This is a genomic window from Pseudomonas purpurea (assembly GCF_039908635.1).
GTDB classification, from domain to species: Bacteria; Pseudomonadota; Gammaproteobacteria; order Pseudomonadales; family Pseudomonadaceae; genus Aquipseudomonas; species Aquipseudomonas purpurea.
In genome coordinates, this window is record NZ_CP150918.1 from 640,002 (window position 1) to 665,537 (window position 25,536).

Consider the following 25,536-nt stretch of genomic DNA (forward strand, 5'->3'; position numbering starts at 1 on the left):
CCGCCATGTTGCTGATGCTCTACCTGATCGCCATTACCGCTGAAGCCATGACCGGCGCGTTGTCTGCCGGGCGTCGAGGCATGGACTGGTTTGGCGTGGTGCTGATTGCCTGTGTCACGGCCCTGGGCGGCGGTTCGGTGCGCGACGTGCTGCTCGGCCATTACCCGCTGACCTGGGTCAAGCACCCGGAATACCTGGTGCTGACCTCCGTCGCGGCGATGTTCACGGTGTTCACCGCCCGCTGGATGCGTCATCTGCGTTCGCTGTTCCTGGTGCTCGACGCCGTGGGGCTGGTGGCGTTCACCCTGATCGGCTGCATGACTGCGCTGGAAATGGGCCACGGCATGGTGGTGGCGTCGGTCAGCGGTGTGATCACGGGCGTGTTCGGCGGCATCCTGCGGGATATTTTCTGTAACGATATCCCGCTGATCTTCCGTCGCGAGCTGTACGCCAGCGTCTCATTCGCTGCCGCGTGGTGTTACATGTTCTGCCTTTATCTGGAACTGCCCGGCGAACAGGCGATCCTCATCACTCTGTTTGGCGGCTTCCTGTTGCGCTTGCTGGCCATTCGTTTCCACTGGGAAATGCCCAAGTTCGTCTACAACGACGAACATTGACGGCTGGCGTGCTGTTTGAGCGCCCACTCCACATGTTCGCGCACCAGTTCTGAGGGATAGTCCGCCCGCGCCTTCAAGGCTTCCAGCACCGGGATCGTCGAAGGTGCATTGCCCAGGCCCACGGCCAGGTTGCGCAACCAGCGCTCATAACCGGCGCGGCGCAGCGGTGAGCCTTCGGTGCTGCTGAGGAACTTGTCCTCGTCCCACATGAACAGTTCGGCCAGCTCGGCGTTGTCCAGGTTGTGGCGCGGCGTGAAGTCGCTTTCGCCGGACGGCCGGGCGAAACGGTTCCACGGGCAGACAATCTGGCAGTCATCGCAACCGAATACCCGATTGCCGATCAGTGGCCGCAAGTCTTCGGGGATCGCGCTTTTCAGTTCGATCGTCAGGTAGGAAATGCAGCGCCGGGCGTCCAGCACGTATGGGCCTATGAAGGCGTTGGTCGGGCAGATATCGAGGCACGCCGTGCAGCGGCCGCAGTGTTCGGTGCTGTGGGGCGGGTCCACGGGCAGCGGCAGGTCGACGAACAGTTCGCTCAAGAAGAAGTAGCTGCCGGCCTTGCGGTTGAGCACCAGGGTGTTTTTGCCGATCCAGCCGAGACCGGCCTGTTCGGCGATGGCCTTTTCCAGCACGGGCGCGCTGTCGACGAAGGCGCGATAACCGAAAGGCCCGATGACTTGCTGGATCTTCTCGGCCAACTGTTGCACGCGTTTGCGGATCAGCTTGTGGTAGTCGCGGCCCAAGGCGTAACGCGAGACGTAGGCTTTTGCAGGTTGTGCCAGGCGCTGGGCCATTTGCGTATCGCCCGGCAGGTAATCCATGCGCAACGACACCACGCGCAAAGTACCCGGCACCAGTTCGTCGGGGTGCGAGCGTTTGCTGCCATGGGCGGCCATGTATTCCATCTCGCCGTGGTAGCCGGCTTCGAGCCAGCGCTCCAGGTGTTGTTCATGCTCGGCGAGGTCCAGGCCACTGATGCCGACTTGTTGAAAGCCCAACTCGCGGCCCCAGTCCTTGATCGATTGGGCGAGGGCGGGCAGATCAGTGGTAATAGCAGGCATGAGACGAGAGAAACCGGGGCTGAGGTGCGTATAATTCTGCCAGACATCGGAGCCCGAAGACGCATGCCGCAGACAAAACACGATTTACCCGACGTTCAGTCGCTGACCCCGGCCACTGTGCCGACGCTTTTTGCACGTTCGCCGAGCGCCCATAAAGGCGAGTTTGGCCATGTGCTGTTGATCGGTGGCGACCGTGGTTTCGGCGGGGCGATCCTGTTGAGCGCACAAAGCGCCCTGCGCAGCGGGGCGGGCCTGGTCTCGGTGGCCACCCGTAGCGAACACGTCCCGGCGGCGCTGGCCCGCTTGCCGGAAGCGATGGTGCTGGGCACGTCGTCGGCCAACCAACTGATGGGCTTGCTGGATCAGGCCTCGGTGCTGGTGGTGGGGCCGGGGTTGGGGCAAGGTGCCTGGGGACGCAGCCTGTTGTCGGCGGCGGCCAATGCGCCGCGGCCGCAAGTCTGGGACGCCGATGCGCTGAACCTGTTGGCTCAGGGGGGCGTCAGCCTGCCGAAAGACTGCGTGATCACACCGCATCCGGGCGAGGCGGCGCGCCTGTTGGGGATTTCGACAGCTGAGGTTCAGGCGGATCGTCTTACCGTTGCGCGCGCGCTGTGCAAAAAATTCAATGCAGTGGCTATCTTGAAAGGGGCGGGCAGTTTGATCGCCAGCCCCGATGGCCGTGTTTTTCGGTGTGATCGCGGGCATCCGGCCATGGCCACTGCTGGCCTGGGCGATGTGCTGGCCGGGTTGGTCGGCGCATTGCTGGCCCAGGGCATGACCGCGTTTGAGGCAGCCTCGCTCGCCGTCTGGTTGCACGCCATGGCCGGTGAACATCAAGGCCTGCTCGGTCGGGGGCTGGCGGCCAGCGATCTGATTCCCACCATTCGTCAGTTGCTGGAGGAGCAAGCACCGTGTCTGAAGTAACCCTGTATCTGGCCAATGAAGAGGCCATGGTTGCCTTGGGCACCCGCATCGCTCAAATCACCCGGGGGCACGGGATCATCTTTCTGGACGGTGACCTGGGCGCGGGTAAAACCACCCTGTCGCGAGGCATCATCCGTGGGTTGGGGCACGTAGGGTCGGTCAAGAGCCCGACCTTTACCCTGGTCGAGCCCTATGAAATCGGTGAGGTCCGTGCTTTCCACTTCGACCTCTATCGGTTGGTCGATCCTGAAGAACTTGAGTACCTGGGGATTCGTGACTACCTCGAAGACGACGCACTGTGCCTGATCGAGTGGCCTCAAAAGGGTGCAGGCTTTTTGCCAAAGCCTGACCTGACCATTACCATTACACCCCATGACAGCGGGCGTTCGCTGACTCTCTTGCCCCAAGGCTCGCGTGGCGAGACCTGGTGTGCCGCTTTGGCATTGGAATTCAAATAAATGATGGGGTTAGGTATGCGCTTTCGCGCGTTGGTTGCTGTCGTAGGACTATTGCTTACGGCACTGGCCGTCGACGCCGTGGCTGCAACAAAGGTCAACAGTGTTCGCCTGTGGCGGGCGCCGGATAACACGCGACTGGTGTTTGACCTCACTGGCCCGGTCCAGCACAGCGTTTTTACCCTGACATCCCCGGATCGCCTGGTGATCGACATCAACGGAGCGACCCTCGGCGCACCGCTGAAAGTCTCCACGGCGAACACCCCGATCACGGCCATGCGGTCGGCCCAGCGCACGCCGACTGACTTGCGGGTGGTCATCGACCTGAAAAAAGCCGTCACCCCGAAAAGCTTCGTGCTGGCGCCGAACGCACAGTACGGCAATCGTCTGGTGGTCGACCTGTTCGACAACGCCGCCGACGCCGCGCCGCCACCTGCGCCAACTCCGACGCCGACCGTGGCCACGGTGCCTGCCGTCCCGGTAACTCCGGCCGAACCGTCCATCAAACTGCCGCCGGCCCCGGCGGGCAAGCGCGACATCATTGTGGTCATCGACGCCGGTCACGGCGGTGAAGACCCGGGCGCCTCGGGCTCCCGTGGTCAGCGCGAGAAAGATGTGGTGCTGGCCATTGCCCGCGAACTGCAGCGTCAGGTCAACGGTATGAAAGGCTTCCGCGCCGAACTGACCCGTACCGGCGACTACTTCATTCCGCTGCGCGGCCGTACCGAGATCGCCCGCAAGAAGGGCGCCGATCTGTTCGTCTCGATCCACGCCGATGCCGCACCGTCCGCCGCCGCGTTTGGCGCCTCGGTGTTTGCCCTGTCCGAGCGCGGTGCCACTTCGGAGACCGCGCGTTGGCTGGCCGACAGCGAAAACCGTTCCGACCTGATCGGCGGCGCCGGCAACGTCAGCCTCGACGACAAGGACCGGATGCTGGCGGGCGTGTTGCTCGACCTGTCGATGACGGCCTCGCTGACCTCCAGCCTGAACGTCGGGCAAAAAGTCCTGAGCAACATTGGCCGTGTCACGCCGCTGCACAAACAGCGCGTCGAGCAGGCCGGGTTCATGGTGCTCAAGTCGCCGGATATTCCGTCGATCCTGGTAGAAACCGGATTTATCTCCAACGCCAACGAAGCTTCGAAACTGGCGGCGTCCAGCCACCAGCAGGCGCTGGCGCGCTCCATCAGCAGCGGCGTGCGGCAGTTCTTCCAGCAGAATCCGCCACCGGGCACTTACATCGCCTGGCTGCGTGACTCCGGCAAGATCGCCCAAGGCCCGCGCGACCACCGGGTCAATCCGGGGGAAACCCTGGCCATGATCGCCGTGCGTTATCAGGTGTCCGCAAGCACCCTGCGCAGCGCCAATAACCTCAAGAGCGATGAGCTCAAGGTTGGCCAGAACCTGACGATTCCGGGCACTGAGTTGGCGGCCAAGGAATGAACGACGCCGTGATCAATAGCGCCCGCATCGAACTGCTCAGCCCACGGCTGGCGAACCAGATCGCCGCCGGTGAAGTGGTTGAGCGCCCGGCCTCGGTCATCAAGGAGTTGCTGGAAAACAGCCTCGACTCCGGCGCCCGGCGGATCGACGTCGATGTGGAGCAGGGCGGCGTCAAGCTGCTGCGGGTCCGCGACGACGGCAGTGGCATTTCAGCCGATGACCTGCCGCTGGCCCTGGCTCGTCACGCCACCAGCAAGATTCGCAACCTGGAAGACCTTGAACAGGTCATGAGCCTGGGGTTTCGCGGTGAGGCGCTGGCGTCGATCAGCTCCGTGGCGCGTCTGACCCTGACCTCGCGTACCCGCGATGCGGATCAGGCCTGGCAAGTCGAGACCGAAGGCCGGGACATGGCGCCTCGCGTACAGCCGGCCGCCCATCCGGTGGGCACCTCGGTGGAAGTGCGCGACCTGTTTTTCAACACCCCGGCGCGGCGTAAATTCCTCAAGACCGAAAAAACCGAATTCGATCACCTGCAAGAAGTGATCAAGCGCCTGGCCCTGGCGCGCTTCGACGTGGCCTTCCATCTGCGTCACAACGGCAAAACCATCCTCAGCCTGCACGAGGCTCATGATGATGCGGCCCGTGCCCGGCGAGTGGCCGCGATCTGCGGCGCGGGTTTCCTGGAACAGGCGCTGCCCATCGAAATCGAGCGCAATGGCCTGCATTTGTGGGGCTGGGTCGGGTTGCCGACCTTTAACCGCAGCCAGGCGGACTTGCAGTACTTTTTTGTGAATGGCCGCGCGGTGCGCGACAAACTGGTGGCCCATGCGGTGCGCCAGGCGTATCGCGACGTGCTGTTCAACGGTCGGCACCCGACGTTCGTGCTGTTTTTCGAAGTTGATCCGGCGGGCGTCGATGTCAACGTGCACCCGACCAAGCACGAAGTGCGTTTCCGTGACGGGCGCATGGTTCACGACTTCCTCTACGGCACCTTGCACCGTGCCTTGGGCGATGTGCGTCCGGAAGATCATCTGGCCGCGCCCGTCGCGACTCCCGGCATGGTCCGGCCCACCGGGCTCGATGCCGGTGAGTTCGGCCCGCAGGGCGAAATGCGCCTGGCCGCCAATGCGTTGCTGGAGCAACCTCAAGCGCAACCGTCCTTCAATACCACGGCAGGTTCGGGCGCTGGCGCCGGTTATCAGTATCAATACACCCCGCGACCTCAGTCCGGCGTTCCCGTCGCTGAAGCCCAGGCGGCCTATCGCGAGTTCTTCGCGCCGTTGCCCGAGGCCAGCGCGGCCGCGCTGCCGGACGGTCAGGGCGATATCCCGCCGCTGGGTTATGCACTGGCGCAGCTCAAGGGTATCTACATTCTCTCGGAAAACGCCCAGGGGCTGGTGCTGGTGGACATGCACGCGGCTCACGAGCGGATCATGTACGAACGCCTGAAAGTCGCCATGGCCAGCGAAGGCCTGAGCGGTCAGCCGCTGCTGGTGCCGGAGTCTCTGGCGGTCAGTCAGCGTGAAGCCGACTGCGCCGAAGAACACGTCGCGTGGTTCCAGCGCCTGGGCTTCGAGTTACAGCGCCTTGGCCCGGAAACCCTGGCCATCCGGCAGATCCCGGCACTGCTCAAGCAGGCTGAGGCCAACCGGTTGGTGGGCGACGTACTGTCGGACTTGATGGAATACGGCACCAGCGACCGGATTCAGGCTCACCTGAACGAACTGCTCGGGACCATGGCCTGCCACGGCGCCATCCGCGCCAACCGGCGCCTGGCCCTGCCGGAAATGAACGGACTGCTGCGTGACATGGAAAACACCGAGCGCAGCGGCCAATGCAACCATGGCCGACCGACCTGGACCCAGCTGGGCCTGGACGATCTGGACAAACTGTTCTTGCGCGGTCGTTGATGAGCCAACTCCCTCCAGCGATTTTTCTGATGGGCCCGACTGCTGCGGGCAAGACCGATCTGGCCATCGAACTGACCAAAGTCCTGCCTTGCGAGCTGATCAGCGTCGATTCGGCCCTGGTTTACCGTGGCATGGACATCGGCACCGCCAAACCTTCAAAGGACGTGTTGGCTGAATTTCCCCATCGGTTGATCGATATTCTCGACCCGGCCGAGAGTTATTCGGCCGCAGATTTCCGTCGTGACGCCCTCGAGGCCATGGCGGACATCACTTCGCGGGGCAAGATTCCGCTGCTGGTCGGCGGCACAATGCTCTATTACAAGGCTTTGCTTGAAGGCCTGGCGGACATGCCAGCGGCCGATCCGCAGGTGCGCGCCGAGATCGAAGAAGAGGCTGCACGCCTTGGCTGGCAAGCCTTGCACGATCAGTTGGCGGTCATCGACCCGGAGTCGGCGGCGCGAATTCATCCCAACGATCCGCAGCGGCTCAGCCGGGCGCTGGAAGTCTACCGTGTGAGCGGCCAGAGCATGACCGTGCACCGCCAGCGACAATCTGCGCAAAGTACTGAAGCAGCCGCTTCGGGACGGGGACAATTGCCCTATACTGTCGCGAACTTGGCCATCGCTCCGGCGAACCGTCAGGTACTGCATGAGCGCATTGAACAAAGATTCACACAAATGTTGGAACAGGGATTCATCGACGAGGTCGTAGCCCTGCGTAAGCGAAGTGATCTGCATGCAGGGTTGCCGTCTATACGCGCGGTAGGCTACCGACAAGTCTGGGATCACCTGGATGGCAAGCTGACGTCAGCCGAGATGCAGGAGCGTGGAGTCATTGCCACGCGCCAATTGGCGAAGCGCCAGTTCACCTGGCTGCGCAGTTGGGCTGATGTTCATTGGTTGGACAGCCTCGATTGCGACAATCTGCCACGCGCCTTGAAATACCTCGGGACCATCTCCATATTGAGCTGAGTCCTTGCAATTGCCGTCTATCCTTGGGGGTGTGACGGTCACAGAGCCATCTGTTTACCTATTTTTATTATTGAATCCTTAAAGGAGTGCGGCACATGTCAAAAGGGCATTCGCTACAAGACCCTTACTTGAATACTTTACGTAAAGAGAAAGTGGGGGTTTCCATCTATCTGGTCAACGGGATCAAGCTGCAAGGTACGATCGAGTCCTTCGACCAATTCGTGATCCTGCTGAAAAACACCGTCAGCCAGATGGTTTACAAGCACGCTATCTCGACAGTGGTGCCGGTTCGTCCAATTCGTCTGCCAAGTGCAACCGAATCCGAACAGGGTGACGCTGAGCCAGGTAACGCCTGATAGGAGTCTCCTTTGTTCTTTGAGCGCCACGGTGGTGGTGAACGGGCAATCCTCGTTCACTTGGATGGTCAGGACCCTGAGGCGCGCGAAGATCCGCAGGAGTTTCAGGAGTTGGCTTTATCGGCCGGCGCCGAGACCGTCGCGTTTGTTAGCGTGCCGCGTCATCGGCCAACCGCCAAATACCTGATTGGTAGCGGCAAGGTCGAGGAACTGCGCGACCAGGTCAAAGCCGAGAAGGTCGATCTGGTGATTTTCAATCACATCCTCACGCCCAGTCAGGAACGCAACCTCGAACGTGTTTTCGAGTGCCGCGTGATCGACCGCACGGGTCTGATTCTCGATATTTTCGCCCAACGCGCCCGCACCCATGAAGGCAAGCTCCAGGTCGAACTGGCCCAGCTTGAACACATGAGTACGCGCCTGGTTCGCGGCTGGACTCACCTTGAGCGGCAGAAGGGTGGTATCGGTCTGCGCGGTCCGGGTGAAACTCAACTGGAAACCGACCGGCGTCTCCTGCGGGTTCGCCTGCGGCAGATCAAGGGGCGGCTGGAAAAGGTCCGCAGCCAGCGTGAGCAGGCTCGTCGCGGCCGCAAACGTGCGGATATCCCTTCGGTTTCACTGGTGGGTTATACCAACGCCGGCAAATCGACACTGTTCAACTCGGTGACCGATTCCGATGTGTTCGCCGCCGACCAGTTGTTCGCCACGCTCGACCCGACATTGCGTCGACTCGAACTCGATGACCTCGGTCCAATCGTGCTGGCCGACACCGTGGGCTTCATTCGGCACCTGCCGCACAAACTGGTCGAGGCATTTCGGGCTACGCTCGAAGAGTCGAGCAACTCCGACCTGCTGTTGCACGTGATCGATGCCCATGAACCCGAGCGCATGGCCCAGATCGAACAGGTCATGGTGGTGCTGGGTGAAATCGGTGCGCAGGACTTGCCGATCCTGGAGGTCTACAACAAACTCGACCTGCTTGAGGGCGTAGAGCCGCAGATCCAGCGCGATGCCGATGGCAAACCGCAACGGGTCTGGTTGTCGGCGCGTGACGGCCAGGGTCTGGACCTGCTCAAACAAGCCATTGCGGAACTGCTGGGCGATGACCTGTTCGTCGGCACCTTGCGCTTGCCGCAGCGTTTTGCTCGACTGCGGGCACAGTTTTTTGCGCTCGGTGCGGTACAGAAAGAAGAACACGACGAAGAAGGCATCAGTTTGCTGGCCGTTCGTTTGCCGCGAGTCGAACTCAATCGGCTGGTGAGCCGCGAAGGCATGCAGCCGCTGGAATTCATCGAGCAACACACTTTGCAATAAAAGCCCGAAAAAGCGGTTGTGCCGCTTAGTCAGGCATTCTGTAGCATTGGTCGGCGCGCCGTGGGCGCGTCTTTGCTTTATCAGATGGAGAGCGCTATGGCTTGGAATGAGCCGGGTGGCAACTCGAATAATCAGGATCCTTGGGGTGGTAAGCGCCGCAATAACGGCGACCGCAAGGGTCCACCAGATCTCGACGAAGCCTTCCGAAAGCTGCAGGAAAGGCTGAATGGGATGTTCGGTGGTGGCAACAAACGGGGTGGTGACGGCGGTGGCTCGGGCAAGGGCGGTGGTTTTGGCCTGCTCGGCATCGGTCTCGTCGTGCTGGCGGCTGTGTGGCTGTACAGCGCGGTTTATGTGGTCGACGAGCAGGAGCAAGCCGTGGTGCTGCGCTTCGGCAAGTACTACGAAACCGTTGGCCCGGGCCTGAACATCTACTTCCCGCCGATTGATCGCAAGTACATGGAAAACGTCACGCGTGAGCGTGCGTACACCAAGCAGGGTCAAATGCTCACCGAAGACGAGAACATCGTCGAAGTGCCACTGACTGTGCAGTACAAGATCACCAACCTGCAGGACTTCGTGCTTAACGTCGACCAGCCGGAAATCAGCCTCCAGCACGCAACCGAAAGCGCCCTGCGCCATGTGGTGGGTTCCACCGCCATGGACCAGGTGCTGACAGAAGGTCGTGAACTGATGGCCAGCGAAATCAAGGAGCGTCTGCAACGCTTCCTCGATACCTATCGCACCGGTATCACCGTCACCCAGGTCAACGTTCAGAGCGCAGCCGCACCGCGTGAAGTCCAGGAAGCCTTCGATGACGTGATCCGCGCTCGTGAAGATGAGCAGCGCTCGCGCAACCAGGCTGAAACCTATGCCAACGGCGTCGTGCCGGAAGCTCGTGGTCAGGCTCAGCGTCTCATTGAAGATGCCAACGGTTATCGTGACGAAACCGTGTCGCGTGCCAAGGGTGAGGCTGATCGCTTTACCAAGCTGGTGACCGAGTACCGCAAGGCGCCGGAAGTTACCCGTCAGCGTCTGTACCTGGACACCATGCAGGAAGTTTTCAGCAATACCAGCAAGGTTCTCGTGACCGGCAACAAGAACGGCCAGAGCAATCTGCTGTACTTGCCGCTCGACAAGATGATTGACGGTGGTCGCGTCACCAGCGCTCCGGCAACGGGCGCACCGGTATCCAGCAATGAAGCGAATGCACGTGCGGCCGCTGATCTGCAGCAACAGCAAGCACGTACCAGGGAGAGTCGCTGATGAGCAATAAATCGCTGATCGCCCTTATTGTCGGCGTCGTCGTGGCGATCGCTGCCTGGAACTGCTTCTACATCGTGGCTCAGACCGAGCGCGCGGTGCTGCTGCAGTTTGGTCGCGTGGTTCAGGCTGATGTCCAGCCAGGGCCTGCATGTGAAAGTGCCTTACGTTAACCAGGTGCGTAAATTCGACGCACGCCTGATGACGCTCGATGCACCGACGCAACGCTTCCTGACGCTGGAAAAGAAAGCCGTCATGGTCGATGCCTACGCCAAGTGGCGCGTGAAAGATGCCGAGCGCTTCTACACCGCGACTTCCGGCCTCAAGCAGATTGCTGACGAGCGTCTTTCGCGTCGTCTGGAATCGGGCCTGCGTGACCAGTTTGGTAAGCGCACCCTGCACGAGGTGGTTTCCGGTGAGCGTGATGCGCTGATGGCGGATATCACGGCTTCGCTGAACAAGATGGCGGAAAAAGAGCTGGGCATCGAAGTGGTTGATGTTCGGGTCAAGGCCATCGACCTGCCGAAGGAAGTGAACCGCAGCGTGTTCGAACGCATGAGCACCGAGCGTGAGCGTGAAGCCCGCGAGCACCGCGCCAAGGGTAACGAGCTGGCAGAAGGCATTCGTGCCGACGCCGATCGTCAGCGCCGCGTACTGCTGGCTGAAGCCTATCGTGAATCTGAAGAGGTTCGCGGTGACGGTGATGCCCAGGCCGCAGCGATCTACTCCAAGGCCTACGGCCAGGACCAGGAGTTCTACGGCTTCTACCGTAGCCTGCGCGCCTACCGTGAAAGCTTCGCGAACAAAACCGACGTCATGGTTCTGGACCCAAGCAGCGACTTCTTCCGTTATCTGGAAAAGTCCAAGCCTTGATCCAACACTGATCCAGAAGGAACCCCGCCGAGCGGCTAAAGCCTCTCGCGGGGTGATCCTTTGGGAAAACGTGTGTATGATGCGGCAGCCGGGAAATTCCCGGCTTTTTTGCGTCTGCATGTTTGATTGCTGTATTTATTGCGACGCATCGAGTTGAACAACTCGACAGGTTTTTCGAGGAAAGTGGTTGGCGAGGCTTGTTTGAGGCCGATCGCCGCGTCGTTCATGCGCGTGGTTTGTGCACGCGAGCCGATCATTTTCTGCTTCACTCAAGGTTCGCCCGAGGGCGTTCCGCCCGGATCACAGGGGAATGGCGTAATGGCAACGGTAGACCGCTGGCTGCTGCCAGATGGCATCGAAGAAGTACTACCACCGCAAGCGCTGCGCATTGAAGTAGCGCGCCGCCAGGTGTTGGATCTGTTCCAGAGCTGGGGTTACGAGTTTGTCGTGACTCCCCATATCGAGTACCTGGAATCCTTGCTGACCGGCGCGGGCCAGGACCTCGACCTGCGGACCTTCAAGGTTATCGACCCTCAGTCGGGCCGTCAGATGGGCTTCCGTGCCGATATCACGCCGCAAGTGGCGCGCATTGACGCACACACCCTGCGTCGCGAAGGCCCGACCCGCTTGTGCTACGCCGGCAGCGTGCTGCATGCGCAGCCACGTGCCTTGTCGTCCTCGCGCAGCCCGATTCAATTGGGTGCCGAGTTGTACGGCGATGCCAGCCCGAGCAGCGATGTCGAAGTCATCAGCCTGATGCTGGCCATGCTGCAACTGGCCGATGTGCCGGATGTGCACATGGACCTGGGGCATGTCGGTATCTACCGTGGCCTGGCCCGCGCGGCCGGTTTGTCCGGTGAAGTGGAGCAACAGCTGTTCGATGCCTTGCAACGCAAGGCCATCGATGAGGTCATTACCTTGACCGAAGGTCTGCCTGCCGATGTGGCTGGCATGCTGCGAGCGCTGGTTGATCTGTGTGGCGGCCGTGAAGTGCTGGACGCCGCTCGCGAGCGTCTGGCCAATGCGCCGGCGCCTGTGCTGGCGGCGCTGGATGACCTGCTGGCGATTGCCGAGCGGCTGTCCGTGCGTTTCCCGGACCTGCCGTTGTACTTCGACCTGGGCGAATTGCGCGGTTACCACTACCACACTGGTGTGGTGTTCGCGGTATTTGTGCCGGGTGTTGGCCAGTCCATCGCTCAGGGCGGTCGTTACGACGACATCGGCGCCGACTTCGGTCGCGCCCGTCCGGCGACTGGCTTTTCTACCGATTTGAAAACCCTGGTGACCCTGGGGCGTGCTGAAATCGAGCTACCGTCTGGCGGTATCTGGATGCCTGACAGTACGGATGCGGCACTCTGGCAGCAAGTTTGCCAGTTGCGCGGCGAGGGTCAGCGTGTCGTTCAGGCTTTGCCTGGGCAACCATTGGCCGCCGCCCGTGAAGCGGACTGCGACCGGCAATTGATTCAGCAGAACGGGCTTTGGCAAGTATTGCCGCTGGCTTCTTGAGTTTTCCTGCCGGCCGCTGCCGGCACCAAGTTTGCGCGAATGAGGACAAGTGTTATGGGTAAGAATGTCGTAGTCCTGGGCACCCAATGGGGTGATGAGGGCAAAGGCAAGATCGTTGATCTGCTGACCGAACATGCTGCCGCCGTAGTGCGCTACCAGGGTGGCCACAACGCTGGCCACACGCTGGTGATCGACGGTGAAAAAACCGTCTTGCACCTGATCCCCTCGGGCGTACTGCGCGAAGGCGTGCAGTGCCTGATCGGCAACGGCGTGGTGGTTGCACCGGATGCCCTGCTGCGCGAGATCATCAAGCTGGAAGAGAAAGGCGTACCGGTGCGCGAGCGCCTGCGTATCAGCCCGTCCTGCCCGCTGATCCTGTCCTACCACGTTGCGCTGGACCAGGCGCGTGAAAAGGCCCGTGGCGAGCTGAAGATCGGTACTACCGGTCGCGGCATCGGCCCGGCGTACGAAGACAAGGTTGCACGTCGTGGCCTGCGCGTCGGCGATCTGCTGAACATGCCGCGTTTTGAAGCCAAGCTGCGTGAACTGGTGGACTACCACAACTTCATGCTGGTGGGGTTCTACAAAGAGCCGGCCATCGACTTCGACAAGACTCTGGCCGAGTGCAAAGAGTACGCCGAACTGCTCAAGCCGCTGATGCTGGACGTGACCGCTGAGTTGCACGACCTGCGTCGCGCTGGCAAAGACATCATGTTCGAGGGCGCTCAAGGTTCGTTGCTGGATATCGACCACGGCACCTACCCGTACGTGACCAGCTCCAACACCACCGCTGGTGGCGTTGCGACCGGTTCGGGCGTTGGCCCGATGTTCCTGGATTACATCCTGGGCATCACCAAGGCTTACACCACTCGCGTTGGTTCGGGTCCATTCCCGACTGAGCTGTTCGACGACGTTGGCGCTCACCTGGCCAAGCAAGGTCACGAGTTCGGTGCAACTACTGGTCGTGCCCGTCGTTGCGGCTGGTTCGACGCCGTTATCCTGCGTCGCGCTATCGATGTGAACAGCATTTCGGGCATCTGCCTGACCAAGCTGGACGTACTCGATGGTCTGGAAAACATCAATATTTGCGTCGGCTACACAGATGAAAACGGTGTAGAAGTTGCTCCGACCGACGCTGACAGCTATGTAGGCTTGCAGCCTGTGTACGAAACAGTGTCGGGCTGGACTGAATCGACCGTGGGTGCCAAAACCCTGGAAGAGCTGCCAGCTAACGCTCGTGCCTATATCAAGCGCGTTGAAGAACTGATCGGTGCGCCGATCGACATTATTTCGACAGGTCCGGACCGCAACGAAACCATCGTTCTGCGTCACCCGTTCGCTTAATAAGCTGTTGATGTAAAACACAAAGGACCCTTCATCGGGTCCTTTGTCGTATCTGCCTGTCGGACGGCATGACCTTTGCTGTGAACTTCATTAAGAGCATCGCTTCCAGCGTGCCATCAGTTTAATGGCGTCAAAGCAGAGGAATTCCCTGTGTCGGCCGTTCTCTCATTGTTACAAAGCCGTTTATTGCGGCCTGTCTTCGTTACCCTTGGTATCGCTCTTTTGGTGCAAGTGCTGGTCGCGGTTGCACTGACACGGAGCACGGTCACCGCGCTCGAGGTGGACTTGGGCAATCGCCTGGGGGCCGATAGCCAAAAACTGTCGGGTGAGCTTGAGCAAGCGGGGCGTGAAGTCACCTCCAGTCTCGACAGCCTTTCCACCAGTACTCGCCAGCGCCTGACGGCCGGTTTGTCCACGCGCCTCAAGGAAGAGCAGGCGCAATTGCGGGTTGCTCTGGAAAAAGACCTGAAGGACTCGGCCAACGACATGGCGCAGTTGCTGGCCTCGGTCGCACCGCGTGCGATGTGGGACAGCGATGTGCCGACCCTGTCTGAATTCGCCCGTCGCGCCCAGCGCAATCCGAACGTCCTGTTCGTGGTCTACGACGACGCCACGGGCCAGCATTTGACGCGCTACCTGAACCGGGAAAACCCGATCAACAAGGCCCTTTTGGAGCGCGGCCAAGGCGAGCGGGCGTTGGACAAAGTGCTGGATGCGGCGAAAAGCGATCCCTCGGTCTACTACCTCGAAGCCTCGATCAACCCCAATGGCGTGGAGATTGGCAAGGTCCTGATGGGGGTTTCCACCGCATCGGTGGAAACTGACCTGGCGGCGCTGGACAAGCGTTTCTCGGCACTGATCGCCAGCAGCGACCAATTGGTGGGCGACAGCCTCAAGGGCGCGGCGGCTGATAGTGCCACCGCCATGCGTGCGCGTTTGCAATCGGCGCAAACCACCGCCACCGAAATGAAAGCCAACACCACCAGCACCGTGCAGGAAGCGGCGGGGACGCTGCGCTGGCGCATCGGCATGGCGCTGGCGCTGGTTGGCTTCGGTGTGTTGCTGTTGCTGGCCGTGGTGCTCGGGCGTCGGGTGGTGAATCGCCTGAAGTTGCTGATCGCGGCGATGGATGACCTGGCAGCGGGTGAGGGTGACCTGACCAAGCGTGTGCAGATCAACAGCAACGACGAAATCGGCGACATGGCGTCGGCGGTCAATCGCTTTGTGGATAAGTTGCAGCCCATCGTTCGTGAGGCCGGTGACGTGGCGCAGCGCACGGGCGTTGAAATCGGTGTGATGACCCAGCGCAACGCGGGGGGCCGATGCGGCGGCAGAAGCCCAGCGTGATGAAGTGGCCGAGAGCCTGCGGGCGCTGTCGCAGATGGCAGACGAGGCGCAGACCGAAAGCCACGCCATGCAAGCCGCGTTGCAGCAGGTGGTGGATATTCGGCAGGCCACGAACGAAAACACCCGCACCTCGGCCCAGGTCGGCAGCCTGATCGAGGCGCTGGCCGGGCAGGTCGACACCGGGGCCAAAGTGATCGAGCGGCTGGCGCAGCAGAGTGAGCAGATCGAGGTGGTGCTGGAGGTGATTCACGGGATCGCCGAGCAGACTAACCTGTTGGCGCTGAACGCGGCCATCGAAGCGGCGCGGGCCGGTGAGACCGGGCGTGGTTTTGCGGTGGTTGCGGATGAGGTGCGGGCGCTGGCCAGCAAGACACAAAGCTCCACGGGCGACATTCAGGCGCACATCGGCGCCTTGCAGCAAGGCGCTCGCGAGGCGGTCGCGGCGATTGGGCAGGCGGGGCGCCAGGCCAGCGAAGGGTTGCTGGTATTGCGTGACAGTGCGCGCTTGCAGCAGTCGGTGCAGGCCTCGGTCGAGCAGGTGCATGCGGCGATCGGCCTGGCGACCCAGGCAGCGGCCCATCAGGCGCAGGGCGCGCAAGCGGTGCGTGGGCGGGTCGAGACGATTCATGCCCAGGCTGAGAAAGCGGCTCAGGCGGTGGTAGAAACCACGGCCAGCGGCAAGGTGCTGGATGGGCTGGCGGCGCAGTTGAAGGCGAGCTTGGGGCAGTTCCGGGCTTAAAATTTTCGTTGTTCGCACTGGCCTCTTCGCGAGCAAGTCCGCTCCCACATTTTTCTATGTTGCTCACAAATTGTGAGTTCACAGCAGATCGAATGTTGGAGCGAGCCTGCTCGCGAAGGCAGTGTCAGCGACTCAGGTACATCCGGGTCGTCAGCAGGTAAACCGGCAACCCCGATACCAGAATCAACAACGCCGCATAAGGCGCCGCCGCCGCAAACTCGACATTCGCGGTGTGCGCCCACACCTCTGTTGCCAAGGTGTTGAGCCCGGTCGGACTCAACAGCAGCGTCGCCGTCAGCTCCTTCATGGCATCCAGGAACACCAGCGCAAACGCCGCCCCCAACGCCGGGAAGATGATCGGCAACGTCACCCGTACAAAAGCACTGAACGATGACGCCCCGAGGGTCCGTGCAGCTTCTTCCAGTTGTGGCGCAGCCTTGTTCAGCGCGGTGCGAATCGGCGCCTGCGCCAGCGGCAGGAACAGCAGCGCATAAGCGATCAGCAGCAGTCCTGATGTCTGGTACAGCGCTGGCACGTAATGCAGGGCGAAGTAGACCAGGGTCAGCGCAATCACCAGCCCTGGCAGCGCATGCAGCAGATACGGCAAGCGCTCGGCCCAGATTGCCAGGCGCCCTTTGTAGCGCACCACCAGCAAGCCAACCGGCACCGCCAGCACCAGGCACAGCGCCGCGCCGCCGAGCGATAACGCCAGTGACGACAGCAAGGCTTCGCTGATCGCCGCTACCGGGAAAGCCGCCGAAGAGCCGACCGCCAGCCAGTACGCCAGCATGCCCAGCGGAATGCCGCTGCCGATAATCGCCAGCATCAAACAGTAGAGCTGCCCGCCGATGGCCCACTTGCCCAATCGAACCTGTTCGGCCTGTCGCGCCGCCCCCTGGCCGATCCGCACATGGCGCCCTTTGCCGCGCACCCGCAACTCCAGCCACAGCAACACCAGGCACAATGCGAGCAGTACCGCTGAGAGCATCGCCGCGTTGGCGTTGCTGAACTCCAGCTCGAACTGTTGATAGATTGCCGTGGTGAAGGTTTGCAGGCCGATGATCGACAGCGCGCCGAACTCCACCAGCATGTGCAGCGCGATCAGCAAGGAGCCGGCCAGCAGCGAAGGCCAGAGCAGGGGCAGGGTGATTTTGAAGAACACGCCCCAGCGGTTTTGCCCCAGGGTGCGGGCCGACTCTTCCAGCGACGGGTCGAGATTGCGCAGGGTGGCCGCCACCGGCAGAAACACCAGCGGATACTTGGACAGCGTCATCACCAGTATTGCCCCGCCCAGGCCTTCGAAATGCGCGCTCAGAGACACCCAGGTAAAGCTGCTGACGAACGCGGGCACCGCGAACGGTAAGCACAGGATCACGCCCCACAGGCGCCGACCGGGCAGGTTGCTGCGTTCCAGCAGCCAGGCCAGCGACAGGCCGATCACGCCGCATGCGAGGGTCACGCCCACCATCAGCAGCAGCGTGTTGCGCAGCAGGCCGAAAACGTAGGGGCGCCAGAGCAGATGCAGCGCTTCGGCCCAGCCGGCCTGCCAGGCCTTGAGGCCGACATACAGCAAGGGCAGCAGGCTCAGTGCGACTAACAACAATACCGGCAGCACCAGCCAGATTGACGGCTGTTTGCGGCGTGGCGCATAGCCGGTGCGCGAGGCGGAGGCGCTCATCAGTTCAGGCCAACGTCACGTTCCAGGTCCAGGGCTTCTTCGGCGTTGCCAAGGTCGGCCGGGGTGACATTCGGGGCTTGCAGTTCGCTGAATGGCTTGAGCCCGCGATCAGATTCCATGCCTTTGTGCAGCGGGTACTCGGCAGTGGTCTGGGTAATTACGCGCTGGCCTTCTTCGCTGGCCATGTAGGCCAGGAATTGCTGGGCTTCTTGTGGGTGCTTGCTGGACTTGAGCACTGCGGCGCTGGAGACGGTGATCAAGCCGCCGACATCGCCGTCGGTGAAGTAATGCAGTTTGGAGTCGAGCTTGCCTTTTTCGCGTTGCAAGGCGAACCAGTAATAGTTGTTCACCAGCACCGTGGCGACTTCGCCGTTCTCCACGGCTTTCAACGCCACCATGTTGTTACTGTAGGTCTTGCCGAACGCGCGCAGGCCGGTCAGCCATTCTTCGGCGGCGTCCATCCCATGCAGTTTGATGATTGCCACGGCTTGTTCCTGGAACGCGCCGCTGGTTGGGACGAAGCCGACCTTGCCTTGCCATTTCGGGTCAGAGAATTCCATGACCGATTTTGGCAGGTCTTTTTCGTCGACCAGTTTCGGGTTGAAGGCGACTACACGGACGCGGGCGGTGATGCCGATCCAGGTGCCATTGGTGGCGACGTAGTCCTTGGGCAGCATTTCGAGGGTCGCGGCGTCGGTTTTAGCTAGCAGGGCCCTTGTTCGCCCAGTTTGTTCAGGGGCGGTGATTCTTCGGTGTAGATCACGTCGGCGGGGGAGCGGTCACCCTCTTCGACGACCTGGCTGGCGAGCTGATTGCTGCTGCCTTTGCGTACTTTGACGTGAATGCCGGTTTTGGCTTCGAAGGCTTTGGCGACAGCGTCGCCGACTTCTTTGTGTTGGCCGTTGTAGAGCGTCAGGGAAACCGGGTCGGCGGCGTGGGTGAGGGGAGTGGCGAGGGTCAGGCCGAGCAGCGTGAAGGTCAGGCCGCGGCGCAGGGTATTTCGAAACATCATTTGCAAGGTTCCTCACTGTCGCATTGCAATAACTTGCAACAATGATAAACGATATTGTTTCTCAAGTGCGCCTTGCGAGGGCGGCGAGGTTTTGCTAGGGGTGGCTAGAGCGGGCTTTTGTGGCGAGGGGGCTTGCTCCCGTTCGGCTGCGAAGCAGTCGCAAAACCTGATCACAAGGTTTATCTGGAAGAATGAAGAGGGCCGCTTCGCGCCCCAGCGGGAGCAAGCTCCTTCGCCACAAAAGGCGTCTCGATATCTTTTAAAGGCCGGAAACGCAAAAACCCGCTTTCGCGGGTTTTTGTGAGATTCAAGATCGTTGACCTTGAATTTGAATTGGTGCCCAGAAGAAGACTCGAACTTCCACGACCTTGCGGTCACCAGCACCTGAAGCTGGCGTGTCTACCAATTTCACCATCTGGGCAGTATCAGCAACGTTGCCGCTGTTGATGTGGCGCACTATACGGAGAGCGATTTGATCTGTAAACCCCTGATTTGGTTTTAATAAATCAAATGCTTAGAATGCAAAAACCCGCTTTCGCGGGTTCTTGTGTGAGCCTGTCGATTGATTCAATCTACAGCTCTGAATTGGTGCCCAGAAGAAGACTCGAACTTCCACGACCTTGCGGTCACCAGCACCTGAAGCTGGCGTGTCTACCAATTTCACCATCTGGGCAGTATCGGCAACGCTGTTGCGTCGTCGATGGCGCGCACTATACGGAGCGTCCTTTGAACTGTAAACCCCTGATATCAAAAAAATCAGGAAAATTTCGCGAGCGGCGCTCAACGGTCTATCGACAGGTGAAGGAAGGGGCTTTTTAAGGCCTTCGGGAGCCTGAAATTTCCCGTTTCATTACGCCTATGCCAAACTAACCCGCATATAGACAAGGTGAAAACTCTCTAATGGCCGATTGGCAGTCCCTCGATCCCGAGGCCGCTCGTGAAGCGGAAAAATATGAAAACCCTATTCCTAGCCGCGAACTGATCCTTCAGCACCTTGCTGATCGGGGTTCGCCAGCTAACCGCGAGCAACTGGTTGAAGAGTTCGGTCTGACCACAGAAGACCAACTCGAAGCCCTGCGTCGCCGCTTGCGCGCCATGGAGCGCGACGCTCAACTCATCTATACCCGTCGTGGCACTTACGCGCCGGTCGACAAGCTCGACCTGATCCTGGGCCGCATCAGCGGTCACCGTGACGGCTTCGGCTTCCTGATCCCGGACGACGGCAGTGACGACCTGTTCATGAGCCCGGCGCAAATGCGCCTGGTGTTTGACGGCGACCGTGCCCTGGCACGCGTTTCCGGCCTGGACCGTCGTGGTCGCCGTGAAGGCGTGATCGTTGAAGTGGTTTCCCGTGCTCACGAAACCATCGTTGGCCGCTACTTCGAAGAAGGCGGCATCGGTTTCGTGGTAGCCGACAATCCGAAGATCCAGCAGGAAGTGCTGGTCACGCCGGGCCGTAACGCCAATGCCAAGATCGGCCAATTCGTTGAAGTGAAGATCACTCACTGGCCGACCCCGCGTTTCCAGCCGCAAGGCGATGTGGTGGAAGTGGTCGGCAACTACATGGCGCCGGGCATGGAAATCGATATTGCCCTGCGTACCTACGACATTCCTCACGTCTGGCCTGAAGCGGTACTCAAGGAAGCTGCCAAGCTCAAGCCGGAAGTCGAAGAGAAAGACAAAGAAAAACGCATCGACCTGCGTCATCTGCCGTTCGTCACCATCGACGGTGAAGATGCGCGCGACTTCGACGATGCGGTGTACTGCGAGGCTCGTCCGGGCAAGCTGCGCCTGTTCTCCGGCGGCTGGAAGTTGTACGTGGCGATTGCCGACGTCTCCAGCTACGTGAAGATCGGTTCGGCGCTGGATGCCGAGTCCCAGGTGCGCGGCAACTCGGTGTACTTCCCCGAGCGCGTGGTACCGATGCTGCCTGAGCAGCTGTCCAACGGCCTGTGCTCGCTGAACCCGCACGTTGATCGTCTGGCCATGGTGTGCGAGATGACCATCTCCAAATCCGGCGAGATGACCGACTATTGCTTCTACGAAGCGGTGATTCACTCCCACGCTCGCCTGACCTACAACAAGGTCAGCTCGATGCTGGAAACGCCGAAGCTCGCCGAGGCTCGTCAGCTTCGTGGCGAATACAACGACGTTCTTCCGCACCTCAAGCAACTGTACTCGCTGTACAAGGTGTTGCTGGCGGCCCGTCACGTGCGTGGCGCGATCGATTTCGAAACGCAGGAAACCCGGATCATCTTCGGTTCCGAGCGCAAGATCGCCGAAATCCGTCCGACCGTGCGTAACGACGCGCACAAGCTGATCGAGGAATGCATGCTGGCGGCCAACGTGGCCACCGCCGAGTTCCTGAAAAAGCACGAAATCCCTGCGCTGTACCGCGTTCACGACGGCCCGCCACCGGAGCGTCTGGAAAAACTGCGCGCCTTCCTCGGCGAGCTCGGCCTGTCCCTGCACAAAGGCAAGGACGGCCCGTCGCCGAAGGACTACCAGGCATTGCTGGCCGGGATCAAGGATCGTCCGGATTTCCACCTGATCCAGACCGTCATGCTGCGTTCGCTGAGCCAAGCGGTGTACAGCGCTGATAACCAGGGCCACTTCGGTCTGAATTACGAAGCCTATACCCACTTCACTTCGCCAATTCGTCGCTACCCGGACTTGCTCACGCACCGGGCGATTCGCAGCGTTATCCATTCCAAAATGGACACCCCGCACGTCAAGCGTGCTGGCGCGATGACCATCCCGAAAGCGCGTATCTATCCGTACGACGAAGCGGCGCTGGAACAGCTCGGCGAGCAGTGCTCGATGAGCGAGCGCCGCGCCGACGAAGCGACCCGCGACGTGGTGAACTGGCTCAAGTGCGAGTTCATGAAGGATCGTGTGGGCGAGTCGTTCCCGGGTGTGATTACTGCGGTGACCGGTTTTGGCCTGTTCGTCGAGTTGACGGACATCTACGTCGAAGGTCTGGTCCACGTGACCGCTTTGCCGGGCGACTACTACCACTTCGACCCTGTGCATCACCGCCTGGCCGGTGAGCGTACCGGTCGTAGCTTCCGCCTCGGCGATACCGTCGAGGTGCGCGTCATGCGGGTCGACCTGGACGAGCGCAAGATCGACTTCGAGATGGCTGAAAAAACCATCAGCGCGCCGATTGGTCGCAAGAAGCGTGGTGCCGAAACGTCTGCGCCTGCTGCCAAGACTGCCGCAGAGCCTGCACTGGCGAAATCCGGTCGTCGTCCTGCCAAGGAAAAAGCCGTCGAAGCTTATCGCCCAAGCGATGCGGCGGCGAAAAACGCCGAAGTGCGTAAAAGCCGTGAAATGAAGCAGGCGTTGCTGGCCGAAGCGAAAAGCGGCGGTAAAGCGGCGTCTGGGGGAAAGGCCGGGCGGTCGGCGCCTGAAAAGGCCACCGGCGGTAAGCCAGCCAAACCGAGTAAACACCGTAAAGGCCCGCCAAAAGCGGGCTCGGCTCCAGCCAGAAGTGGCGGGGCGCGTAAACCTAAGGTCAAGTCATGAGCCAGTTGGAAAAAATCTATGGCGTGCATGCCGTAGAAGCGTTGCTGCGTCATCACCCTAAGCGCGTCAAGCAGATCTGGCTGGCCGAAGGGCGTAGCGATCCGCGCGTGCAGACGCTGATCGAGCTGGCCAACGAAAACCGCGTTGCCGTCGGTCAGGCTGAGCGCCGTGAGCTGGATGCCTGGGTTGAAGGCGTGCACCAGGGTGTGGTGGCGGACGTGAGTCCAAGCCAGGTCTGGGGCGAGGCGATGCTCGACGAGCTGCTGGACCGTACCGAAGGCGCACCGTTGTTGCTGGTGCTCGACGGTGTGACCGATCCGCATAACCTCGGTGCTTGCCTGCGTTCTGCCGATGCGGCGGGTGCGTTGGCGGTGATCGTTCCGAAGGACAAGTCAGCCACCCTGACGCCGACGGTGCGTAAAGTCGCTTGCGGCGCAGCGGAAGTGATTCCCTTGGTGGCCGTGACCAACCTGGCGCGCACCCTGGAAAAACTCAAGCAGCGTGGCTTGTGGGTCGTCGGCACGGCGGGCGAGGCTGAGCAGGATCTGTATCAGCAAGACCTGACCGGCCCGACTATCCTGATCATGGGGGCGGAAGGTAGCGGGATGCGCCGCCTGACTCGCGATCTTTGCGACTATCTGGTGCGTTTGCCGATGGCCGGTAGCGTCAGCAGCCTCAACGTTTCCGTGGCGACGGGCGTGTGCCTGTTCGAAGCCCTGCGTCAGCGCGGCGTAAAAGCCGCCGGAACCGCCAAGAAGTCCTGATCTGCTGCGCATCCCCTGTGGGAGCGAGCTTGCTCGCGATAGCGGAGTCTCATTCGGCATCAATGTTGAATGTTGCGCCCCCATCGCGAGCAAGCTCGCTCCCACAATGGTTTGTGTCGGGGCGAAAAGTAGTGGTGTGAACGAGCTGTTCAAATAATCACCAATTGCCTTGCACCTCTTCTGTCCCTTCTCTACAATTGCGCCCCTTGCTGTGACGGCAGGCACGCATGTGTCCTACGCCCGCAAGTCCATAAGTGTCATTCACTCCTTGTCTGACCGCTTTTGAGCGGCAGGCTACAACCCGTAAGGAGCATTCATGCGTCATTACGAAATCATCTTTTTGGTCCACCCGGATCAAAGCGAGCAAGTCGGCGGCATGGTTGAGCGTTACACCAAGCTGATCGAAGAAGACGGCGGCAAAATCCACCGTCTGGAAGATTGGGGCCGTCGTCAACTGGCCTACGCAATCAACAATGTTCACAAGGCTCACTACGTGATGCTGAACGTTGAGTGCACTGGCAAGGCCCTGGCCGAGCTGGAAGACAACTTCCGCTACAACGATGCAGTGATCCGTAACCTGGTCATCCGTCGCGAAGAAGCCGTTACCGGCCAATCCGAGATGCTCAAGGCTGAAGAAAACCGCAGTGAGCGCCGTGAGCGTCGCGACCGTCCTGAGCACTCCGACGCTGAAGGCGTTGACAGTGATGACAGCGACAACAGCGATAACGCTGACGAGTAATCCACGGACCTTTTGAGGAGCCAATTACATGGCACGTTTCTTCCGTCGTCGTAAATTCTGCCGCTTCACCGCTGAAGACGTGAAAGAGATCGATTACAAAGATCTCAACACTCTGAAAGCTTATGTATCCGAGACCGGCAAAATCGTTCCAAGCCGCATCACTGGTACCAAAGCTCGTTATCAGCGTCAGCTGGCCACCGCTATCAAGCGCGCCCGCTTCCTGGCCCTGCTGGCCTACACCGACAGCCACGGCCGCTGAGACCGGGCAGTCGACACGTAGTAAAGGATCGAATGCATGCGCGCCTTAGCTGAATTCATCATGCGCGGACGTGTGCAGGCCACGCTGGTCGTGGCTGGATCTGCGGCATTGCCGCTGTTGTTCTGGTTGAGTGCCGCTGCGGCAAGCCTTGTGCTTCTGCGGCGCGGTTCGAACGCCATGGGCGTTATTGGTGTGGGAGTGCTTTCAGCGTTAATTTGCTGGCACTTCCAGCAAGATCCCAGCGCGCTTTTGGTGCTGCTGGGGACTTGTGGTCTGGCGCTGGTTTTACGCGCTGGTCACTCCTGGAACCGCGTGCTGCTGGTCAGCATGGCAATCGGTTTGTTGTGTGCAGTGAGTCTGGGGACGTTTTTCAGCCCCATGATCGATGGCCTTGCGCAGGAATTTGCAAAAGTTCTGCCGCAGGCCCTGGGTGACGTCTACGAGAAACTTTCGGTAGACCAGCGAGCAAGCCTCGCGTCACTGATTGCACCCCTCATGATCAGTTCGATTGCGGTCATGTTTCAGATTTTCAGTGTGTTGTGCCTGATTCTTGGGCGCTACTGGCAAGCGTTGTTGTACAACCCTGGTGGTTTTGGTCGCGAGTTTCGCGATATCCGAATCCCGAAGGGACCGGCGATGTTGCTGCTGGCATTCATGTTTGTGGGGCCGTTCCTCGGCACGCAAATGTTGTTTTTATTGCCGTTGTGCAGCGTACCGCTGGTCTTCGCCGGGCTGGCCTTGATTCACGGGCTGGTGGCGCAAAAAAAACTGGCCGGTTTCTGGCTGGTGGGGATGTACGTGACGCTGTTGCCTTTCATGCACTTGATCGGTCCGTTACTCATGGTCTTGGCCGTTGTCGACAGCCTGATTGATTTTCGCGGTCGTTTGGCGTCGAAAGATGTCGATAACGCGAACGGTGAAGGTTAAAAGTTAAGAGGATTTTCACATGCAACTGATCCTTCTGGAAAAAGTCGCCAACCTGGGCAACCTGGGCGACAAAGTGAACGTTAAGGCTGGTTACGGCCGTAACTACCTGCTGCCTTACGGCAAAGCTACCGCTGCGACCGCTGCCAACCTGGCTGCGTTCGAAGAGCGTCGTGCTGAGCTGGAAAAACTGGCTGCAGACAAAAAAGCATCGGCTGAAAGCCGCGCTGCCCAACTGGCTGAGCTGGAAGTGACCATCACTGCCACCGCTGGTGACGAAGGCAAGCTGTTTGGTTCGATCGGTACTCACGACATCGCTGATGCACTGACCGCCTCTGGCGTTGAAGTTGCAAAAAGCGAAGTTCGTCTGCCGAACGGCACCATCCGCAACGTAGGTGAATTCGACGTAGCTGTGCACCTGCACGCTGAAGTTGAAGCCACCGTACGCGTTGTCGTGGTAGCAGCTTAAGCAGCACTTGTCGGCTGGCACCCTTGGGTGCTTGCCGGTAACA

General features: G+C 60.5%; 20 protein-coding genes, 2 tRNA genes and 3 pseudogenes. 19 read left to right on the plus strand and 6 right to left on the minus strand.

Going from position 1 to position 25,536, the window contains the following annotated elements; genetic code table 11:
• Window positions 1–5: 5 nt before the first annotated feature.
• Window positions 6–617 carry a trimeric intracellular cation channel family protein gene (locus tag AABM54_RS02870; RefSeq protein WP_347903617.1) on the plus strand — a complete coding sequence of 204 codons (612 nt, stop codon included), beginning with the start codon at window positions 6–8 and terminating at the stop codon, window positions 615–617.
• Here AABM54_RS02870 and queG read toward each other — a convergent pair.
• Window positions 599–1,678, minus strand: coding sequence for a tRNA epoxyqueuosine(34) reductase QueG (gene queG / locus AABM54_RS02875; protein ID WP_347903619.1), 1,080 nt, complete (start codon window positions 1,676–1,678; stop codon window positions 599–601). The two genes, AABM54_RS02870 and queG, sit on opposite strands and share 19 nt — an antisense overlap.
• Window positions 1,679–1,741: 63 nt before the next feature.
• Between queG and AABM54_RS02880 the strand changes: the two genes are divergently transcribed.
• The 9 genes and pseudogenes from AABM54_RS02880 to hflC all read left to right on the plus strand — a co-directional run bounded on the left by AABM54_RS02880 (window position 1,742) and on the right by hflC (window position 11,184).
• A complete protein-coding gene (locus tag AABM54_RS02880; RefSeq protein WP_347903620.1) occupies window positions 1,742–2,602 on the plus strand; it encodes an NAD(P)H-hydrate dehydratase in 861 nt (286 codons plus the stop codon).
• Entirely contained in the window at window positions 2,590–3,060 is a 471-nt protein-coding gene (gene tsaE, locus AABM54_RS02885) for a tRNA (adenosine(37)-N6)-threonylcarbamoyltransferase complex ATPase subunit type 1 TsaE (RefSeq protein ID WP_347903621.1), read from the plus strand. Before AABM54_RS02880 ends, tsaE begins: the two co-directional genes overlap by 13 nt.
• Window positions 3,061–4,497, plus strand: a complete 1,437-nt coding sequence (locus AABM54_RS02890) for an N-acetylmuramoyl-L-alanine amidase (protein WP_347903622.1) — start codon at window positions 3,061–3,063, stop codon at window positions 4,495–4,497.
• Window positions 4,498–4,505: 8 nt separating this feature from the next.
• A complete protein-coding gene (gene mutL, locus AABM54_RS02895) occupies window positions 4,506–6,407 on the plus strand; it encodes a DNA mismatch repair endonuclease MutL (RefSeq protein ID WP_347906125.1) in 1,902 nt (633 codons plus the stop codon).
• Window positions 6,407–7,378 carry a tRNA (adenosine(37)-N6)-dimethylallyltransferase MiaA gene (miaA, locus tag AABM54_RS02900; RefSeq protein ID WP_347903624.1) on the plus strand — a complete coding sequence of 324 codons (972 nt, stop codon included), beginning with the start codon at window positions 6,407–6,409 and terminating at the stop codon, window positions 7,376–7,378. Before mutL ends, miaA begins: the two co-directional genes overlap by 1 nt.
• A gap of 95 nt (window positions 7,379–7,473) precedes the next feature.
• Complete coding sequence (gene hfq / locus AABM54_RS02905; protein WP_010221594.1) at window positions 7,474–7,734, plus strand: RNA chaperone Hfq; 261 nt, start codon at window positions 7,474–7,476, stop codon at window positions 7,732–7,734.
• A gap of 12 nt (window positions 7,735–7,746) precedes the next feature.
• Complete coding sequence (hflX, locus tag AABM54_RS02910) at window positions 7,747–9,048, plus strand: ribosome rescue GTPase HflX (RefSeq protein WP_347903626.1); 1,302 nt, start codon at window positions 7,747–7,749, stop codon at window positions 9,046–9,048.
• A 96-nt stretch (window positions 9,049–9,144) separates the two neighbouring features.
• Entirely contained in the window at window positions 9,145–10,314 is a 1,170-nt protein-coding gene (hflK, locus tag AABM54_RS02915; protein ID WP_347903628.1) for an FtsH protease activity modulator HflK, read from the plus strand.
• A pseudogene (gene hflC, locus AABM54_RS02920) lies at window positions 10,314–11,184 on the plus strand (protease modulator HflC). Before hflK ends, hflC begins: the two are co-directional and overlap by 1 nt.
• A 35-nt stretch (window positions 11,185–11,219) precedes the next feature.
• Here the strand turns inward: hflC and AABM54_RS02925 are convergent.
• A complete protein-coding gene (locus AABM54_RS02925; RefSeq protein ID WP_347903630.1) occupies window positions 11,220–11,453 on the minus strand; it encodes a hypothetical protein in 234 nt (77 codons plus the stop codon).
• 49 nt (window positions 11,454–11,502) lie between these two features.
• On the opposite strand from AABM54_RS02925, the gene AABM54_RS02930 reads away from it, so the two are divergent.
• From AABM54_RS02930 to AABM54_RS02940, 3 genes and pseudogenes are all read left to right on the plus strand, one after another.
• A complete protein-coding gene (locus tag AABM54_RS02930) occupies window positions 11,503–12,690 on the plus strand; it encodes an ATP phosphoribosyltransferase regulatory subunit (protein WP_347903632.1) in 1,188 nt (395 codons plus the stop codon).
• A 54-nt stretch (window positions 12,691–12,744) separates the two neighbouring features.
• Window positions 12,745–14,034, plus strand: a complete 1,290-nt coding sequence (locus tag AABM54_RS02935) for an adenylosuccinate synthase (protein WP_347903633.1) — start codon at window positions 12,745–12,747, stop codon at window positions 14,032–14,034.
• Between the two features lie 150 nt (window positions 14,035–14,184).
• Window positions 14,185–16,120, plus strand: a pseudogene (locus tag AABM54_RS02940) (methyl-accepting chemotaxis protein).
• A gap of 124 nt (window positions 16,121–16,244) precedes the next feature.
• On the opposite strand, the gene AABM54_RS02945 reads toward AABM54_RS02940, so the two are convergent.
• The 4 genes and pseudogenes from AABM54_RS02945 to AABM54_RS02960 form a co-directional block, all read right to left on the minus strand.
• Entirely contained in the window at window positions 16,245–17,798 is a 1,554-nt protein-coding gene (locus tag AABM54_RS02945; protein ID WP_347903635.1) for an iron ABC transporter permease, read from the minus strand.
• Window positions 17,798–18,810, minus strand: a pseudogene (locus AABM54_RS02950) (iron ABC transporter substrate-binding protein). Before AABM54_RS02950 ends, AABM54_RS02945 begins: the two are co-directional and overlap by 1 nt.
• Before the next feature lie 334 nt (window positions 18,811–19,144).
• Window positions 19,145–19,231: transfer RNA gene (locus AABM54_RS02955), tRNA-Leu, on the minus strand.
• A 165-nt stretch (window positions 19,232–19,396) separates the two neighbouring features.
• Window positions 19,397–19,483, minus strand: a tRNA-Leu gene (locus AABM54_RS02960).
• Window positions 19,484–19,710: 227 nt separating this feature from the next.
• Between AABM54_RS02960 and rnr the strand changes: the two genes are divergently transcribed.
• From rnr to rplI, 6 genes are all read left to right on the plus strand, one after another.
• On the plus strand, window positions 19,711–22,338 hold the full coding sequence (gene rnr / locus AABM54_RS02965) for a ribonuclease R (protein WP_347903636.1): 2,628 nt from the start codon (window positions 19,711–19,713) through the stop codon (window positions 22,336–22,338).
• On the plus strand, window positions 22,335–23,102 hold the full coding sequence (rlmB, locus tag AABM54_RS02970; protein ID WP_347903638.1) for a 23S rRNA (guanosine(2251)-2'-O)-methyltransferase RlmB: 768 nt from the start codon (window positions 22,335–22,337) through the stop codon (window positions 23,100–23,102). The genes rnr and rlmB overlap by 4 nt, the downstream gene beginning before the upstream one ends.
• A gap of 316 nt (window positions 23,103–23,418) precedes the next feature.
• Window positions 23,419–23,841: a 30S ribosomal protein S6 gene (gene rpsF / locus AABM54_RS02975; RefSeq protein ID WP_007939579.1), complete on the plus strand. Its 423-nt coding sequence runs from the start codon at window positions 23,419–23,421 to the stop codon at window positions 23,839–23,841.
• Between the two features lie 28 nt (window positions 23,842–23,869).
• A complete protein-coding gene (gene rpsR, locus AABM54_RS02980; RefSeq protein ID WP_002551829.1) occupies window positions 23,870–24,100 on the plus strand; it encodes a 30S ribosomal protein S18 in 231 nt (76 codons plus the stop codon).
• 36 nt (window positions 24,101–24,136) lie between these two features.
• Complete coding sequence (locus AABM54_RS02985; RefSeq protein WP_347903641.1) at window positions 24,137–25,027, plus strand: hypothetical protein; 891 nt, start codon at window positions 24,137–24,139, stop codon at window positions 25,025–25,027.
• Window positions 25,028–25,046: 19 nt separating this feature from the next.
• Complete coding sequence (gene rplI, locus AABM54_RS02990) at window positions 25,047–25,493, plus strand: 50S ribosomal protein L9 (RefSeq protein ID WP_095169562.1); 447 nt, start codon at window positions 25,047–25,049, stop codon at window positions 25,491–25,493.
• The last annotated feature ends 43 nt before the right edge of the window (window positions 25,494–25,536 follow it).